This window comes from Deinococcus soli (ex Cha et al. 2016), from assembly GCF_001007995.1.
GTDB lineage: Bacteria > Deinococcota > Deinococci > Deinococcales > Deinococcaceae > Deinococcus > Deinococcus soli.
The window spans coordinates 989,150-1,003,272 of record NZ_CP011389.1 but is presented as its reverse complement, the minus strand read 5'-3'; the positions used below and the strand labels follow the sequence as shown (position 1 = coordinate 1,003,272).

The following is a 14,123-nucleotide window of genomic DNA, read 5'->3' as shown; positions in this document are numbered from 1 at the left end:
ACGCCTGAAGTCGCTCGACCCTTCGACCCCACGACCATTTCAAGGAGTGACATGACCCTGAGTTCGAGAACCTCCGTCCTGACCGGTCCGCGCCAGCTGGACTGGACGTCCCGCGAGGTGCCCGCGCCCGGGGCGAGGAAGGTGCGGGTGCGGGTCACGCGGATCGGCGTGTGCGGCAGCGACGTGCACTACTACTCGCACGGCCAAATCGGGCCCTTCGTGGTGAACGGCCCGCTGGTGCTGGGGCACGAGGTGAGCGGCGTGGTGGACGCCGTGGGCGCGGGTGTGACGCGCGTGAGCCCCGGCGACCGCGTGGCGCTGGAACCCGGCGTGCCGTGCCGCCACTGCGCGTACTGCCGCACTGGGGCGTACAACCTCTGCCCGGACATGACGTTCATGGCGACGCCCCCGGTGGACGGCGCGCTGACCGAGTACGTCCTGTGGCCCGACGACTTCGTGTACCCGGTGCCGGACAGCGTCAGTGACGACGCGGCGGCGCTGCTGGAACCGCTGGCGGTGGGCCTGTGGGCCGCCCGCAGGGGCGACGTGCGGCCCGGGCACGCGGTGGCGGTGCTGGGCGCCGGGCCGGTGGGCTGCACAACCGTCATGGCGGCCCGCGCGGCGGGCGCGACGACAATCATCGCGGTGGATCTGGAGGATTTCCGGCTCGATCTCGCGCGTGAGGTCGGCGCCACCCACACCCTCAACGCGCGCCGTGTGGACGCGCTGGCCGCCCTGCGCGAGCTGTGCGCCGCGCGCGACGGGCTGCCGCTCTCGCACGCGGGGGTGGACGTCGCCTTCGAGACCGCCGGGAGCCTTCCCACCACGCGCCTGACCCTGGCCGCACCGAAACCGGGCGGCGTGGCGGTCCTGGTGGGCCTCCCGCCTGATCCGGAGGTGAGCCTGGACATCGTGAGCGCCGCGAGCCGTGAGGTGACGCTGAGGGGCGTGTTCCGTTACGCGAACTGCTACCCGGCTGCCGTCGAGCTTGCGGCGAGTGGCCGCGTGAACCTGGACGCGCTCGTCACGCACCGCTTCCCGTTCGCGCAGACGCCCGACGCGTTCGCGTTCGCCGACCGCGAGAAGCGCACGTCCATGAAGGTCATGATCGATGTCCGCTGAGCGGCTCCGGGATCTGCTGATCGGGGTGGATGTCGGCACGTACTCCAGCAAGGGGGTCCTCACGACGCTGGAGGGGGAGATCGTGGCTCAGCACGTCGTGCCGCACGGCATCTCGGTGCCCCGGCATGGGCAAGTGGAGCAGGACGCGGACGCGGTGTGGTGGGCGGACGTGGTCACGATCCTGCGGGCGCTGCTGCGTGAACCTGACACTGCCGGGCGCGTGGCGGGCGTGGCGTGCAGCGCCATTGGGCCCACGCTGCTGCCCCTGAACGCGGAGGGACAGCCGCTGCGGCCCGGCATCCTGTACGGCGTGGACACCCGCGCGCAGGCGCAGATCAACGCGCTGAACGCCGAACTGGGCGAGGCGGCGATCCTCGCGCACAGCGGCATGGCCCTGACGAGTCAGGCGACCGGCCCGAAGATCCGCTGGCTACGCGAACACGAACCGGACGTGTGGGCGCAGGCGCGCACCCTGACCAGCGCGGGAAGTTACCTCGTGTTCCGCCTGACCGGCGAGCACGTCATCGACCACCACACTGGCGCGCACGTCATGCCGCTGTACGACCCGCGCGCCCGCACCTGGACAGCCCGGTTCGCGGCGTCCGTGCTGGGCGACCGGGGCCTGGAGGTGCTGCCCCGCCTCGCCTGGAGTGACGAACGGGCCGGGCAGGTCACGGCAGCGGCCGCCGCTGAAACCGGCCTGCGGCCCGGCACGCCCGTCGCGGTGGGCACCGTGGACGCCCTGGCCGAGGGCCTCAGCGTGGGCGCCGCGCGGCCCGGTGACCTGATGGTCATGTACGGCTCGTCCACCTTCTTCATCCTCACGCAGGAGCGCCCCACCCCGGACCCGCGCGTGTGGTCGGTGGGCGGCGCGTTCGTGGGTCAGGTGAACCTCGCGGCGGGGATGAGCACCACCGGCAGCCTCACCCGCTGGATCGTGGACGAATTCGCCCGCGAGCAGGACACCGCCGCCGCCTACGACGAGCTGTTTACGCAGGCGGCGGCCCTGCCGCCCGGCGCGGACGGCCTGCTCATGCTGCCGTACTTCAGCGGCGAGCGCACGCCGGTCAACGACTCCCGGGCGCGCGGCGTGGTGGCGGGTCTGACTCTCTCGCACACCCGCGCGCACCTGTTCCGCGCGGCGCTGGAGGGCGTGGGCTTCGGCATCCGCCACAACCTCGACGCGCTGCGCGACCTCGGCGCGGACGTGCGGCGCGTCGTCGCGGTGGGCGGCGGCACGAAGGGCGGCACGTGGCTGCAGATCGTCTCGGACATCACCGGGCAGGTGCAGGCGGTGCCGCGGGTGACCGTCGGCGCCAGCTACGGCGACGCGTTCCTGGCCGGGCTGGCCGCCGGGGCGCTGACCCGAGACGATCTGGACCGCTGGGTGCAGCCCGGCCCGCCCGTCACGCCGGATGCGGCCACCCGCGCCGAGTACGACCGCCTGTACGGCCTGTACCGCGCGCTGTACCCGGCCACCCGCGACATCGTCCACGCGCTGTAACAGAAGACCGCGACCGCCTTGAAAGTGGCGGTCGCGGTTCCGTATGAGCTTACTTCAGGGTCAGGCTGGTGAGGATCGCGCGGCCTTCCTCAATCTGCTCGGCGGTGGTGCCGCTGGGCTGCACGAGGGTCGCGGTGAACAGGCGGTTGTTCTTCACAGTGAACACCTGCGTCCAGCGGACCATGCCACCGTCCCCGTCGCCCAGGTACGTCCAGAGGATCGCGGGCGTGCTGCCCAGCTTGATGGTCTTCTCGCCCAGCATCCTGAACTTGGGCACGTCTCTGCCGAGCTGCGTGGCGAACAGGTCCCGGAAGTCCGCCAGGGTGGCCTTCAGTTTGGGGTCCACGTCCTGCACCTGCACGGTCACGGTGGGGCGCACGGTGCCCGCGTCACGGTTGATGAACGCCACGTCCGCGCCCGGCACGTTCTTCAGCGGGATCCACCCGGCGGGCACGCGGATCGAGTACCCGCGGCTGCTCGTGGCGGTGACGGCCTCCACGGTGCGCGTCCCCTCCGCAGCGGCGGGCGTCGCGGGCGTGGCGGCGGCGCCCTGCGCGAGGGCGGGGGTGAGGCTCAGGGCCGCGAGGAGCAGGGGAGCAAGCAGGGTGGCGCGCTTCATGAGCGTCAGGGTAGAGCCTGAAGGTGAGCCGAGTCTGACTGGAGCGGGCGCGTGACCGCGACCCGCCCGCCCTCCAGATGCAGGTGGTGCGTGAGGCCCGCCGGGGCGTCCTGATCACGGTGCGCGACGATCAGGACGTGCGTACCCGCGCGGGCCAGCCCGGGCAGCAGCGCCAGGAATGCGGCGCGCGCGTGGGCGTCCAGGAAGTCCAGCCCCTCGTCGAGGATCAGCAGGCGCGGGCGGTGCGCGACCGCGCGGGCCAGCAGCAGGCGCCGCAGCTGCCCCTGCGACAGGGACTCGGCGCCCCGGTCCAGCAGGTCTCTCAGGGCGAGGTGACCGGCCAGCTCCTCAACCCTGCGCGCCTGCTCGGGTGTCAGGTCGGGGCTGAAGCCTTCCGCGCCGCTCCAGGCACTGCCGATCACCTCGCGGCCCGTCCAGTCCCGCCGCTGCCGGATACTCAGCTCCGCGCTGACCAGCCCGATCTGCGCGCGGCGCTCGGTCAGCAGGTCGCGCCCCAGGAACGGCCGCCGGACGCGCCCTCCCAGCGCGGGGTGCAGTTCCCCAGCAATCAGGCGCGCCAGGGTGCTCTTGCCGCTGCCGTTCTCGCCGGTGACCAGCCAGTGCTCCCCCGAACGCCACGTCCAGTCCAGCGGACCCAGCGCGCGGTGCCCGTCCCGATACACGACCGCGTCCTGCACCCGCACCAGCGTCTCTCCTGTGCCCGCCGCGCCGGGCAGCACCAGGGCAGGAGAGAGGTCCTGGGCCGGCGGCGCCACCTCGGTCACCACGCCCCCCTCCACCCGCAGGGTCCGCCAGGGCAGACCGGGCGCCTCCTCCGGGCGGTGCGTGGCGAGCACCACCGCCACCCCCGCCGCGTGCACCCGCGCGATCAGCGCGCCCAGCTCCGCGCGGGCCTGCGGGCTCAGGCCGTCCGTGAACTCGTCCAGCAGCAGCAGCTCCGGTGCGGGCATCAGCGCCGCGCCCAGCATCACGCGCCGCCGCTGCCCGTGACTCAGCGTCCGCACGTCCCGGCCCAGCAGCGCCCCCAGCCCCGTCAGGGCCGCGACCTCCGCCACGCGCGCCTGCGCCGCCGGTGTCGCCTCCCAGAGGTTCAGACGCTCGCCGGACAGCGCCGCCAGCAGCACGTCCTGCACGGTCTGCACCCACTCCCGCGTCAGGTAGAAGGTCTCCGCGTCCGGGCCGACCAGCCGCAGCGACCGCCGCGCCCGCACCGCCGACCGCTGCACCCCGCCCCCCAGGCCGTATGCCCGCTCGCCACGCACCGGGGCCACCTCACCCGCCAGGAGGCGCAGCAGCGTCGTCTTCCCGCCCCCGTTCGGCCCCCACAGCCGCAGCGCCGCGCCGCGCGGCACGTCCAGCGTCACGCCGCGCAGGCGCGTGTCCCCACCCGCGATCACATCCACGTCCCTCAGGGCCACCAGCGGCGCACTCATCCCCGCGAGTCTAGCGGCGCGCCGCCCTGCGGGCCGGGGAGGCGTCTACGCGATCCGGCAGACGCCAGTGGGACAGGGCGCGTGCTCTGCTGCACCCATGCCCCGCACCCTGCACCTGATCAAGCACGGCAAGCCGCAGTTCGTGGCGGGCGTCCCGGCGCACGAGTGGCCGCTCGCCCCGGATGCCCTGACCGAGCTGCCCGCACTGGCGGCCCGGCTGGACCCCCGCCCGGACGTGATCGTGTGCTCGCTGGAACCCAAGGCGCACGCGACCGCGCAGGCCCTGGCCGATCACCTGAGTATCCCGCTGCGGCCCATGCACGGTCTGCACGAGCAGCTGCGCTACACGGCCCGCTGTCACGCTGACCCGGCGGACTTCCAGGCCGAATACCGCGCGTTCTTCGCGCAGCCGGACCGGCTCGTGGTCGGCGAGGAGACCGCGCGGGATGCCCGCACCCGCTTCTCGAACGCCGTGAACGCCGTCATGGCCGCCAACCCGCAGCCCACCGTGGCGGTCGTGGCGCACGGGACGGTGATCAGCCTGCTCGTGGCTGCCCGGCGCGGCGTGGACCCGTACCCGCTGTGGCGGGATCTGCCCCTGCTGGGGGTGCTCAGCGTGCCCTGGGAACCCGGCCCGGTGGGGGCGCGTACTGCCCCGTAAAGGGAGGCAATTTCATGGGATTCACCATTTTCGTCATGGTCCTGCTGCTGCTGGTGATCATCACGCTGTTCGCCGGGGTCAAGAGCGTGCCGCAGGGCAGCGAGTGGACGCAGGAACGCTTCGGGAAGTTCCAGCGCACACTCAAGCCGGGGCTGAACATCATCATTCCGTACATCGACCGCATCGGGCGCCGCGTGAACATGATGGAACAGGTGCTCGACGTGCCCAGCCAGGAGGTCATCACCAAGGACAACGCCCTGGTCACCGTGGACGGCGTGGTGTTCTACCAGGTACTCGACGCCGCCAAGGCCAGCTACGAGGTCAGCAACCTCAATCAGGCGATCCTGAATCTCACCATGACGAACATCCGCACCGTGATGGGCAGCATGGACCTCGACGAACTGCTGTCCAACCGCGACCAGATCAACGCGCGGCTGCTGACCGTCGTGGATGAGGCCACCGAGCCGTGGGGCGTGAAGGCCACGCGCATCGAGGTCAAAGATATAAAGCCGCCCGCCGATCTGGTCGCCAGCATGGCCCGCCAGATGAAGGCCGAACGCGAGAAACGCGCCAACATTCTGGACGCCGAGGGCTTCCGGCAGGCCGCGATCCTGAAAGCCGAGGGCGAGAAGCAGGCCGAGATCCTCTCCGCCGAGGGGCGGCGGCAGGCGGCGTTCCTGGAGGCCGAGGCCCGCGAACGCGCCGCGCAGGCGGAAGCCGAGGCGACCCGGCTGGTCAGTGACGCGATTGCCGCCGGGAACGTGCAGGCCATCAACTACTTCGTGGCGCAGCGCTACGTGGACGCCCTGAAGGACATCGCCAGCGCCCCCAACCAGAAGACCCTGATCCTGCCGCTGGAAGCGACCAGCATCCTGGGCAGCCTGCAGGGCGTCGCGGAGATCGCGCGCGACGCCTTCGGACGCAAGGGGTAGGCGGATGGACTGGCTGCCCACCCTGGAACGCGTGCAGTCCTGGCACTGGTGGGTGCTGGGCGCCCTGCTGCTGATCCTGGAAGTCGCCGCGCCCGGCATCTTCTTCGTGTGGCTGGCCCTCGCGGCGTTCGCGCTGGGCCTGCTGGTGTTCGTGCTGCCGGTCCTGCCGGTCGCCGCGCAACTGCTGCTGTTCGCCGCGCTGAGCGTCGCGGCGGTCACGCTGGGCCGCCGGTACGTCACGCGCCTGCTGCCGGACTCGCCCGAGGCGGGCCGCGTGAACCGGGGCGCACACCGGCTGGTGGGGCAGACCGTCACGGTCGTCACACCCATCGTGAACGGCACCGGCCGCGTGCGGGTGGGGGACAGCGAGTGGCGCGCCACCGGCCCCGACACCCCGCAGGGCGCTCGTGTCGTGATCGTCGCGGCGGACGGCCCGACCCTGCACGTCCGCGAGGTGAACGGCACCTGGACCTGACGGACACCACGAAGAGGCGGCCCCGGTGTGCACACCGGGGCCGCCTCGCTGTCCTGCTCACCCGCGCCGGGTGGGGTACAGCCAGGGGCGCAGCAGGCGTGACAGCCACGGCAGCACCGGCCAGTTCAGGAACAGCGTGGACAGCGACGCGGTCGCCAGGGTGGCGGCCCACGCGGGCCACTCGCCGGTCACGGGGCGCAGCAGCCACGCGAACAGCATGATCAGCGGGTACACGCCCACGATGCCCACGATGACGTTCTTCCACAGGGGCGGGGCGGGCAGGCGCGCGGGCCGGTCGAACCACGCCTCCAGACCCTGCGCCTCGCGGTACTCGACCTCGTCGGCGGTGAAGTCGTCCAGCTGCGCCAGCGCCTCGCGGTAGGCGGGGGTGGCCCGCCACGCCTCCAGCGCCTGCGCGGACTCGAACCGGACCAGGGTCACGTACTCCGCGACCGGGCCGTTCGTGTCGCGCAGGACATGCAGGCCCACGAAGCCCGGCTGGGTGGCCTGCACCGCGTGCAGGCGGCGGGCCCAGGCCTCGTACGCGTCCAGTTTCGACAGACGCACGCGTTCGGTGACGACCAGGGTGATCCCGGTGGACTGGGGCGGCAGGGCAGTGGGGGCAGCGGTGTCGGACATCAGCCCCGCAGTCTACCCGATAGGCGGCCTGGAGCCAGGGGACCGCGTGGGCGATACTGATGGTCCCCCCGGCCCGCGCCCCCACTGACGGAGGTTCACCGCATGCGCATCCGCACCGCCCACCTGCCCCTGCTGGCCCTGAGCACCCTGAGTACCGCGCACGCCGCGACGTTCGACGTGTACACCTTCACGCCCCCGAGCGGCTGGACGCAGACGACCACGAAGGGCATCACGCGCCTGAGCCGCACCGCGGGCGGCCAGTACTGCGTGTTTGACCTGTACCCCGCCACGAAGGGCAGCGGGAACGTGACCCAGGACTTCCGCAGCGAGTGGAACACCCTGGTCGTGAAACCCTACGCGCCCGACGGCGCCCCGGAGGAGGAGGGCGGCGACCCGGTGGGCGTGTGGCAGAGCCACCTGGGCGGCGCGTCCTTCGCGTACGAGGGCGGCACCAGCCTGGCCGTGCTGGCCACCTTCAGCGCGGCCAGTCAGGCGGCGAGCGTGCTGATGCTCGGCAACGACGAACAGTGCCTGGAGCAGTTCGACACGTTCCTGACCACCCTGCGCCTGAAGGCCCCCACTGCCCAGACGCCGACCCCACCCGCCCCTTCGCCCACCGCCTCGAAAACCACCGCGGCCCCCGCCCCGGGCGGACTGAACACCACCCCGCTGAAGAGCACCTACAAGTTCGACACCACCACCTTCGACGACGGCTGGGTGTCCGTCGTGCAGAAGGACTGGGTGCTCGCCCGGCGCGGCACCACCACCGTCCGCCTCCACTACCCCAGCGGCCCCAGCTACAACCCGGACTCCGACGCCGCGCTACGGGACGCCTGGAACACCCTCGTCGCGCCCCGCTACCGCGACCTCCAGGGCTACGCGCAGAACTTCGACACCCTGAACTTCGAACGGCCCTACCTCGCCACCGGGACCGCCACCAGCCTGGAGACCGGGCAGCGGGTGTACGTCGCGCTGTTCCGGCAGGCCGAGAGCGGCTGGATCGAGATCGTCACCCCCGACCGCGACACGTTCCTGAAGACCTACCGGCTGGACCCCACCCAGTTCTACGGCGTGGACGACACCCTCCTGCGGCCCCTGCGGAACCTGCGCGGCCTGAACCGCTTCGCCGTCGCCGCCAGCGACCTCACCGGCACCTGGAGCAGCAACGCGGGCGGGTACACGCAGTGGGTGAACGCCTTCACCGGCCTCAGCGCCGGCGCGACCGGATTCTCCAGCAACGAGACCTTCGAGTTCACCGGGACCGGCACGTACCGCTGGAGTCTCGCCATGGCCAGCGGCGTTGTCGGCGCGCAGACCTTCAGCGGCGCCAAATCCAGCGGCAGGCACGCCATGAAGGGCAGCTGGCAGATCAGCTTCAGCGACATTGAAGGCAAACCCCGCGTGTACAACGCCTACTTCGAAGCCGGACGCGGTGGGCAGCGCATCCTCTGGATGCAGTCCGTTGGCACCTACAGCGCCTACGTCAAGGTGAAATAGCCGTTCAATCCAGCATCCGGCGGTGGTAATCCACCTGCCCCAGATGCCAGTTCAGGTGCCCGTACAGGTGAATCAGGAAGTACCGGGTGGTCATGCCCTCCGGGAAGCCCGGCAGTTGCCGCGCACTCACCTCGTCCAGTCGCGCCTCGTCCAGGCCGTCCAGGCCCGCCACCACCCGCGCCGACACCTCCCGCAGCCCCGCGATCAACTCCGCGCGGGGCACGTCCCGCCGCGCGAACTCCGCCTCCCGGTCCCGTACGAACGGCACTCCGCCCAGGTCCGCCGCGACGAACTGCGACAGGTTCCCGATCAGGTGCAGCGCCAGCGTCCCCGCCGGATTCACGATGTCCCCCCGCACCCGCCACACCGACGCGTCATCCGGGTACGCCTCCAGTTCCGCGATCAGCTTCCCCAGGTCCCGCACGAACAGCTCCCGCAGCTCAGGCCACATGACCGCAGCTTACCCGCCCTGCCGCTCCCGGACGGCGCGGAGGATCAGGTTCTGCACCTGCGCGCGGCTCTCCGGAGTCCAGCTGGTCAGGGCGTACGCCGTGGGCCACATCACCCCGTCGTCCAGCCGGGCCGCGTCACTGAACCCCAGCGTGCCGTACCGGGTTTTGAACTTCGCTGCCGCCTGATAGAAGCACACGACCTTCCCCTCCAGCGCGTACGCGGGCATGCCGTACCACAGGCGTGGGGTCAGGGCGGGGCTCTCCTCGCGGATCAGGTCGTGCAGGTGCCGGGCCAGGGTCCGCTCGGGTTCGGGCAGTTCGGTGATCCTGGCCCGGACCTCCGCGTCACCGTCGGCGGCGGGTCTGGCCCGGCGGGAGGCGCGCACCTCGCGGGCGCGGTCCTTCATGGCAGCGCGTTCCTCGGCGCTGAAGGCGTCGTCCGGCTGGGCCTTACGGGTGGATCTGGATGTCATGACGAACTGTACCCGCTCTGATCCGGTTCATTTGGGGGGGAGGAGCAGTTTGCCTTCCAGGGGGGTGCTGAGGACGATGCTGGTGTCGCAGGTGAAGCCCATGTTGATCAGTTCGGTCAGCATGTTCTCCAGCGCGCCGACGTCGGGCACGGCGACTTTCAGGATGCAGGAGTTGTCCCCGGTGACGCTGTGGCATTCCAGCACGCCGTCGTGCCTGGTGGCCCAGCGGACCAGGGTGGGGTCGTTGCGACCCGAGTCCTGCACGCCGATGAACGCGGTGATGGTGCGCCCCAGGGGTTTGCTGGCAACGCGGATGCCGTAGCCGAGGATCACGCCGGCGTCTTCGAGGCGGCGGACGCGTTCGGTGACGGCGGGGGCGCTCAGGCCGACGCGGCGGCCCAGCTCTCGCATGCTCAGGCGGGAGTCCGTCTGGAGTTCCTGCAGGATGCGGTGGTCGAGGGGGTCGAGGTGGCCGCCGGACTGTCTCATCCACACCACCTTAGCATTTGGAAGGTGGGGGGTGGCGTTTGCGAGGCTGGTGTGCGGCGACCCCCGCGCACCTGACAGGCGACGCGCATTCCAATCCGGCCCGCCCGGCACGGACAATGAAGGTGCACTCAATCCGAGTTTCACCCGTTCACGCCGCACCACCGGAGGTTCTCCCATGCCGATTCACCCGCAGGCCACCCTTCGCAGCCAGATGATGCTGCCCCGCAACCACCGCGCCGACAAGTGGGCCGATGTGCCCGACGAGCAGTGGTACGACTGGAAGTGGCAGCTGAAAAACCGCATCAACAGCGTCGCCGAACTTGAGGAAGTCCTCACCCTGACCGACAGCGAACGGAAGGGCGCCAGCGCGGAGGGCATCTTCCGCCTGGACATCACCCCGTACTTCGCCTCGCTGATGGACCGGGACGACCCCACCTGCCCCGTCAGGCGCCAGGTGATTCCCACCGAGGAAGAACTCCAGCCGTTCACGAGCATGATGGAAGACTCCCTGGCGGAGGACAAGCACAGTCCCGTCCCCGGCCTCGTGCACCGCTACCCGGACCGCGTGCTGATGCTCGTCACCACGCAGTGCGCCAGCTACTGCCGCTACTGCACCCGCAGCCGCATCGTGGGTGACCCCACCGAGACCTTCAACCCCGCCGAGTACGAGCAGCAGCTGAACTACCTGCGCAACACTCCCCAGGTGCGCGACGTCCTGCTGTCCGGTGGTGACCCCCTCACCCTGGCCCCGAAAGTCCTGGGCCGCCTGCTCGCGGAACTGCGCAAGATCGAGCACATCGAGATCATCCGCATCGGCACCCGCGTCCCCGTGTTCATGCCCATGCGCGTCACGCAGGAACTCTGCGACGTCCTCGCGGAGAACCACCCCGTGTGGATGAACATCCACGTCAACCACCCCAAGGAAATCACCCCGGAAGTCGCCGACGCCTGCGACCGCCTCACCCGCGCCGGCGTGCCCCTGGGCAACCAGAGCGTGCTGCTGCGCGGCGTGAACGACCACCCCGTCATCATGCAGAAACTCGTGCGCGAACTCGTCAAGATCCGCGTCCGCCCCTACTACATCTACCAGTGCGACCTCGTGCACGGCGCCGGGCACCTGCGCACCACCGTCAGCAAGGGCCTGGAAATCATGGAAAGCCTCCGCGGCCACACCAGCGGCTACTCGGTGCCCACCTACGTTGTGGACGCCCCCGGCGGCGGCGGCAAGATTCCCGTCGCGCCCAACTACGTCCTGAGCCACAGCCCCGAGAAGCTCATCCTGCGCAACTTCGAAGGCTACATCGCCGCGTACAGCGAACCCACCGACTACACCGGCCCCGACATGCTCGTCCCCACAGACTGGCAGCGCAAGGAACCCGGCCAGAGCGGCATCTTCGGCCTCATGGAAGGCGAACGCATCAGCATCGAACCCAAGGAATTCGCCGAATCCCGCCACCGCCCCGGCGCCACCCAGCACCGCCTGAACAGCCGCGAAGACAAATGGGCTGCCCACGGCATCGGCGCCGCGACCGACACCGCGCCAGACGGCATGATCGACGCGCCCCAGCCCGTCCAGAGCGAACCCCAGACCATCAGCGGCGACTGAGCGAAAGGCGACCCTTCAGTCCGCTGCGCGGCCAGCTCCCCTCCCTGCGGGCTCTACGAGCCAAGTGGAGCCAGAGAACACCAGCCTCCCCTTGAGGGGAGGTGCCCCGAAGGGGCGGAGGGGTCGCCCGCGACTCTGCCGGCCCTCCTCCCAGGAGAACATCCATGACCACCCTTGCTAAACCCCGTCAGCCTGAACTGAAAACCGCTCTGCCCGGCCCGAAGACCGCTTCGATCATGGAGCGCGACAGCCAGCACCTCTCGACGTCCTACATGCGTCCGTACCCGTTCGTGCCGGACCACGGTGAGGGCGTGTGGCTGACCGACGTGGACGGCAACACCATGCTGGATTTCTTCGCGGGGATCGCGGTGAGCACGACCGGGCACGCGCATCCGCACGTAGTGCAGGCAGTGCAGGAGCAGATCACGAAGTTCACTCACGTGTGCCTGACCGATTACCCGCAGGAGATCACGACCAGCCTCGCCGAGCGGCTGGTGAAGCATGTCGAGAAGCCGGGCGAGAAGTGGCGCGTGTTCTTCAGCAACAGCGGCGCAGAGGCGGTCGAGGCGGCCGTGAAGCTGGCGCGCAACCACACGGGGCGTCAGCACATCATCTCGACGATGGGTAGCTTCCACGGCCGCACGTATGGAGCGATCACGCTGACGGGCAGCAAGACGAAGTACAAGCGTGGCTTCGGCCCGCTGCTGCCCGCCGTGTCGCACGTGCCGTACCCGAATCCGTTCCGTCCGCCGCTGGGCAGCACGGCCGAGACGTGCGGTCAGGCGGTGCTGGAGCACATCGAGAGCCTGTTCGTGGGCATCCTGCCGGCCGATGAGGTCGCGGCGATCATCGTGGAGCCCATGCAGGGCGAGGGCGGGTACATCGTGCCTCCGGCGGACTTCCTGCCGGGCCTGCGGGCGCTGTGTGACAAGTACGGCATCATGCTGATCTTCGATGAGGTGCAGGCCGGGATGGGCCGCACCGGGAAGATGTTCAGCTTCCAGCACTTTGACGTGCAGCCGGACATCATCACGTCTGCGAAGGGCATCGCGTCGGGCATGCCGCTGGGTGCGCTGCTGGCCAAGGAGAGCGTCATGACGTGGCCGGTCGGGTCGCACGGCAGCACGTACGGGGGGAACCCGGTGGCGGCGGCGGCGGCGCACTCGACGCTGGACCTGCTGGAAGGCAAGGTGCAGCACCCGGGCTGCGGCGCGAACCTGATGGACAACGCCGCGCAGGTGGGCGAGTTCATCATGACCGAGCTGAAGAAGATGCAGGCGGAATTCCCTTTCCTCGGGGACGTGCGCGGGGCGGGGTTGTTCATCGGTCTGGAATTCGTGAAGCCGGACGGCAGCCCGGACGGGGCGCTGCGGGACCGGGCGAGCATGGCGATGTTCGAGCGGGGCCTGCTGAACCTCGACTGCGGTGAAGCGGTGATCCGCATCTCCCCACCGCTGATCCTGACCCGCGAGGAGGCCGCCACGGGCCTGGAGATCATGCGCGAGACCCTGCGCACGCTGCAGTAGTTCACCTGCACGCAGAAGGCGGGACGCGGTGGGTGTGACCCCCAGCGTCCCGCCTTGCGCGTGGCATTCCTGTGGACCGCTGCCCCGGCCAGTGAAAGGGGAGGCCACGCCGGGCCTCCCGCTCTCATGCTGTGCTGGGCGACTTACTGCAGGCGCTTCATGATGGCCTGGAGGCTGGCGCTGTCAGCCCAGGCCATGCCCTTCTCGACGTACATGCGGGCCATGGTCTGGTCACCGCGCTGCAGCGCGAGGTAGGCGAGTTTGGCGGCGCTCAGGGAGGCCCACTGCTTCTCCTGGTCGGTCAGGTCGCCCAGGCGGGTCCAGGCGTTGTACGCGTTGATCCACCACTGGGTCTTGGTGTACAGCTGCGCCAGGTACGCGTTGTAGTCGCGGTTGCCGGCTTCCATACTGGCGGCGTAGTAGGCGTGGTCCACGGCGGCCTTCCACAGCGTGCGGTCGTAGAAGGGCACGGGGTAGGCCACGTCGGCCTGCACAGCGTACTCCTGCGCCTTGGCGAAGTTGTCGCCCGCGCTCATCATCGCCGGGGCATTCACGGGTTCCGCGACGGTCGTCGTGGTCGTGGTGGTCTCGGTGGTGGTCGTGGTGGTGTCCTGCGCGGCGGCGAGGCCGGTCAGCGCGAACGCGGTCAGCATGAGAATCTTCTTCATAACAGT

Annotated in this window: 15 protein-coding genes; 8 read left to right on the top strand and 7 right to left on the bottom strand. The window is 70.3% G+C overall.

All coding sequences use genetic code 11. The annotated features are described in order from the left end of the window. Nucleotides 1–51 precede the first annotated feature (51 nt). Nucleotides 52–1,122 (top strand): NAD(P)-dependent alcohol dehydrogenase, encoded by a 1,071-nt coding sequence (locus SY84_RS04920; RefSeq protein WP_046843083.1) that lies wholly within the window; start codon nucleotides 52–54, stop codon nucleotides 1,120–1,122. Continuing rightward, a complete protein-coding gene (locus tag SY84_RS04915; RefSeq protein WP_046843082.1) occupies nucleotides 1,112–2,626 on the top strand; it encodes an FGGY-family carbohydrate kinase in 1,515 nt (504 codons plus the stop codon). The genes SY84_RS04920 and SY84_RS04915 overlap by 11 nt, the downstream gene beginning before the upstream one ends. 49 nt (nucleotides 2,627–2,675) lie before the next feature. On the opposite strand, the gene SY84_RS15780 is transcribed toward SY84_RS04915, so the two are convergent. Then, a complete protein-coding gene (locus SY84_RS15780; RefSeq protein ID WP_052751041.1) occupies nucleotides 2,676–3,245 on the bottom strand; it encodes a PsbP-related protein in 570 nt (189 codons plus the stop codon). Between the two features lie 5 nt (nucleotides 3,246–3,250). Continuing rightward, the gene (locus SY84_RS04905) at nucleotides 3,251–4,699 is read right to left on the bottom strand and encodes an ATP-binding cassette domain-containing protein (protein WP_046843081.1); all 1,449 of its coding nucleotides are present in this window, start codon (nucleotides 4,697–4,699) and stop codon (nucleotides 3,251–3,253) included. Nucleotides 4,700–4,796: 97 nt separating this feature from the next. Here SY84_RS04905 and SY84_RS04900 point away from each other — a divergent pair, with 97 nt between their 5' ends. The 3 genes from SY84_RS04900 to SY84_RS04890 are packed head-to-tail and all read left to right on the top strand — an operon-like array spanning nucleotide 4,797 to nucleotide 6,767. After that, nucleotides 4,797–5,360 carry a histidine phosphatase family protein gene (locus SY84_RS04900; protein WP_046843080.1) on the top strand — a complete coding sequence of 188 codons (564 nt, stop codon included), beginning with the start codon at nucleotides 4,797–4,799 and terminating at the stop codon, nucleotides 5,358–5,360. 14 nt (nucleotides 5,361–5,374) lie between these two features. After that, on the top strand, nucleotides 5,375–6,292 hold the full coding sequence (locus SY84_RS04895; protein ID WP_046843079.1) for an SPFH domain-containing protein: 918 nt from the start codon (nucleotides 5,375–5,377) through the stop codon (nucleotides 6,290–6,292). A 4-nt stretch (nucleotides 6,293–6,296) separates the two neighbouring features. Continuing rightward, complete coding sequence (locus SY84_RS04890) at nucleotides 6,297–6,767, top strand: NfeD family protein (protein WP_046843078.1); 471 nt, start codon at nucleotides 6,297–6,299, stop codon at nucleotides 6,765–6,767. A gap of 57 nt (nucleotides 6,768–6,824) precedes the next feature. Here SY84_RS04890 and SY84_RS04885 read toward each other — a convergent pair whose 3' ends face one another. After that, the gene (locus SY84_RS04885; RefSeq protein ID WP_046843077.1) at nucleotides 6,825–7,406 is read right to left on the bottom strand and encodes an antibiotic biosynthesis monooxygenase; all 582 of its coding nucleotides are present in this window, start codon (nucleotides 7,404–7,406) and stop codon (nucleotides 6,825–6,827) included. 102 nt (nucleotides 7,407–7,508) lie between these two features. On the opposite strand from SY84_RS04885, the gene SY84_RS04880 reads away from it, so the two are divergent. Then, a complete protein-coding gene (locus SY84_RS04880; RefSeq protein WP_046843076.1) occupies nucleotides 7,509–8,903 on the top strand; it encodes a hypothetical protein in 1,395 nt (464 codons plus the stop codon). A 4-nt stretch (nucleotides 8,904–8,907) separates the two neighbouring features. On the opposite strand, the gene SY84_RS04875 is transcribed toward SY84_RS04880, so the two are convergent. Genes SY84_RS04875 through SY84_RS04865 form a run of 3 tightly spaced genes read right to left on the bottom strand, consistent with a single transcriptional unit; the run spans nucleotide 8,908 to nucleotide 10,317 of the window. Beyond that, entirely contained in the window at nucleotides 8,908–9,354 is a 447-nt protein-coding gene (locus SY84_RS04875; RefSeq protein WP_046843075.1) for a DinB family protein, read from the bottom strand. A 9-nt stretch (nucleotides 9,355–9,363) separates the two neighbouring features. Next, a complete protein-coding gene (locus SY84_RS04870; protein WP_046843074.1) occupies nucleotides 9,364–9,828 on the bottom strand; it encodes an iron chaperone in 465 nt (154 codons plus the stop codon). A gap of 27 nt (nucleotides 9,829–9,855) precedes the next feature. After that, a complete protein-coding gene (locus tag SY84_RS04865) occupies nucleotides 9,856–10,317 on the bottom strand; it encodes an Lrp/AsnC family transcriptional regulator (RefSeq protein WP_046843073.1) in 462 nt (153 codons plus the stop codon). Between the two features lie 175 nt (nucleotides 10,318–10,492). On the opposite strand from SY84_RS04865, the gene ablA reads away from it, so the two are divergent. Then, nucleotides 10,493–11,923: a lysine 2,3-aminomutase gene (gene ablA / locus SY84_RS04860; RefSeq protein ID WP_046843072.1), complete on the top strand. Its 1,431-nt coding sequence runs from the start codon at nucleotides 10,493–10,495 to the stop codon at nucleotides 11,921–11,923. A 164-nt stretch (nucleotides 11,924–12,087) separates the two neighbouring features. After that, nucleotides 12,088–13,449 carry an acetyl ornithine aminotransferase family protein gene (locus SY84_RS04855; RefSeq protein ID WP_046843071.1) on the top strand — a complete coding sequence of 454 codons (1,362 nt, stop codon included), beginning with the start codon at nucleotides 12,088–12,090 and terminating at the stop codon, nucleotides 13,447–13,449. Nucleotides 13,450–13,592: 143 nt separating this feature from the next. Here the strand turns inward: SY84_RS04855 and SY84_RS04850 are convergent, their stop codons facing one another. Next, a complete protein-coding gene (locus tag SY84_RS04850) occupies nucleotides 13,593–14,117 on the bottom strand; it encodes a hypothetical protein (protein ID WP_229755704.1) in 525 nt (174 codons plus the stop codon). Nucleotides 14,118–14,123: the final 6 nt, after the last annotated feature.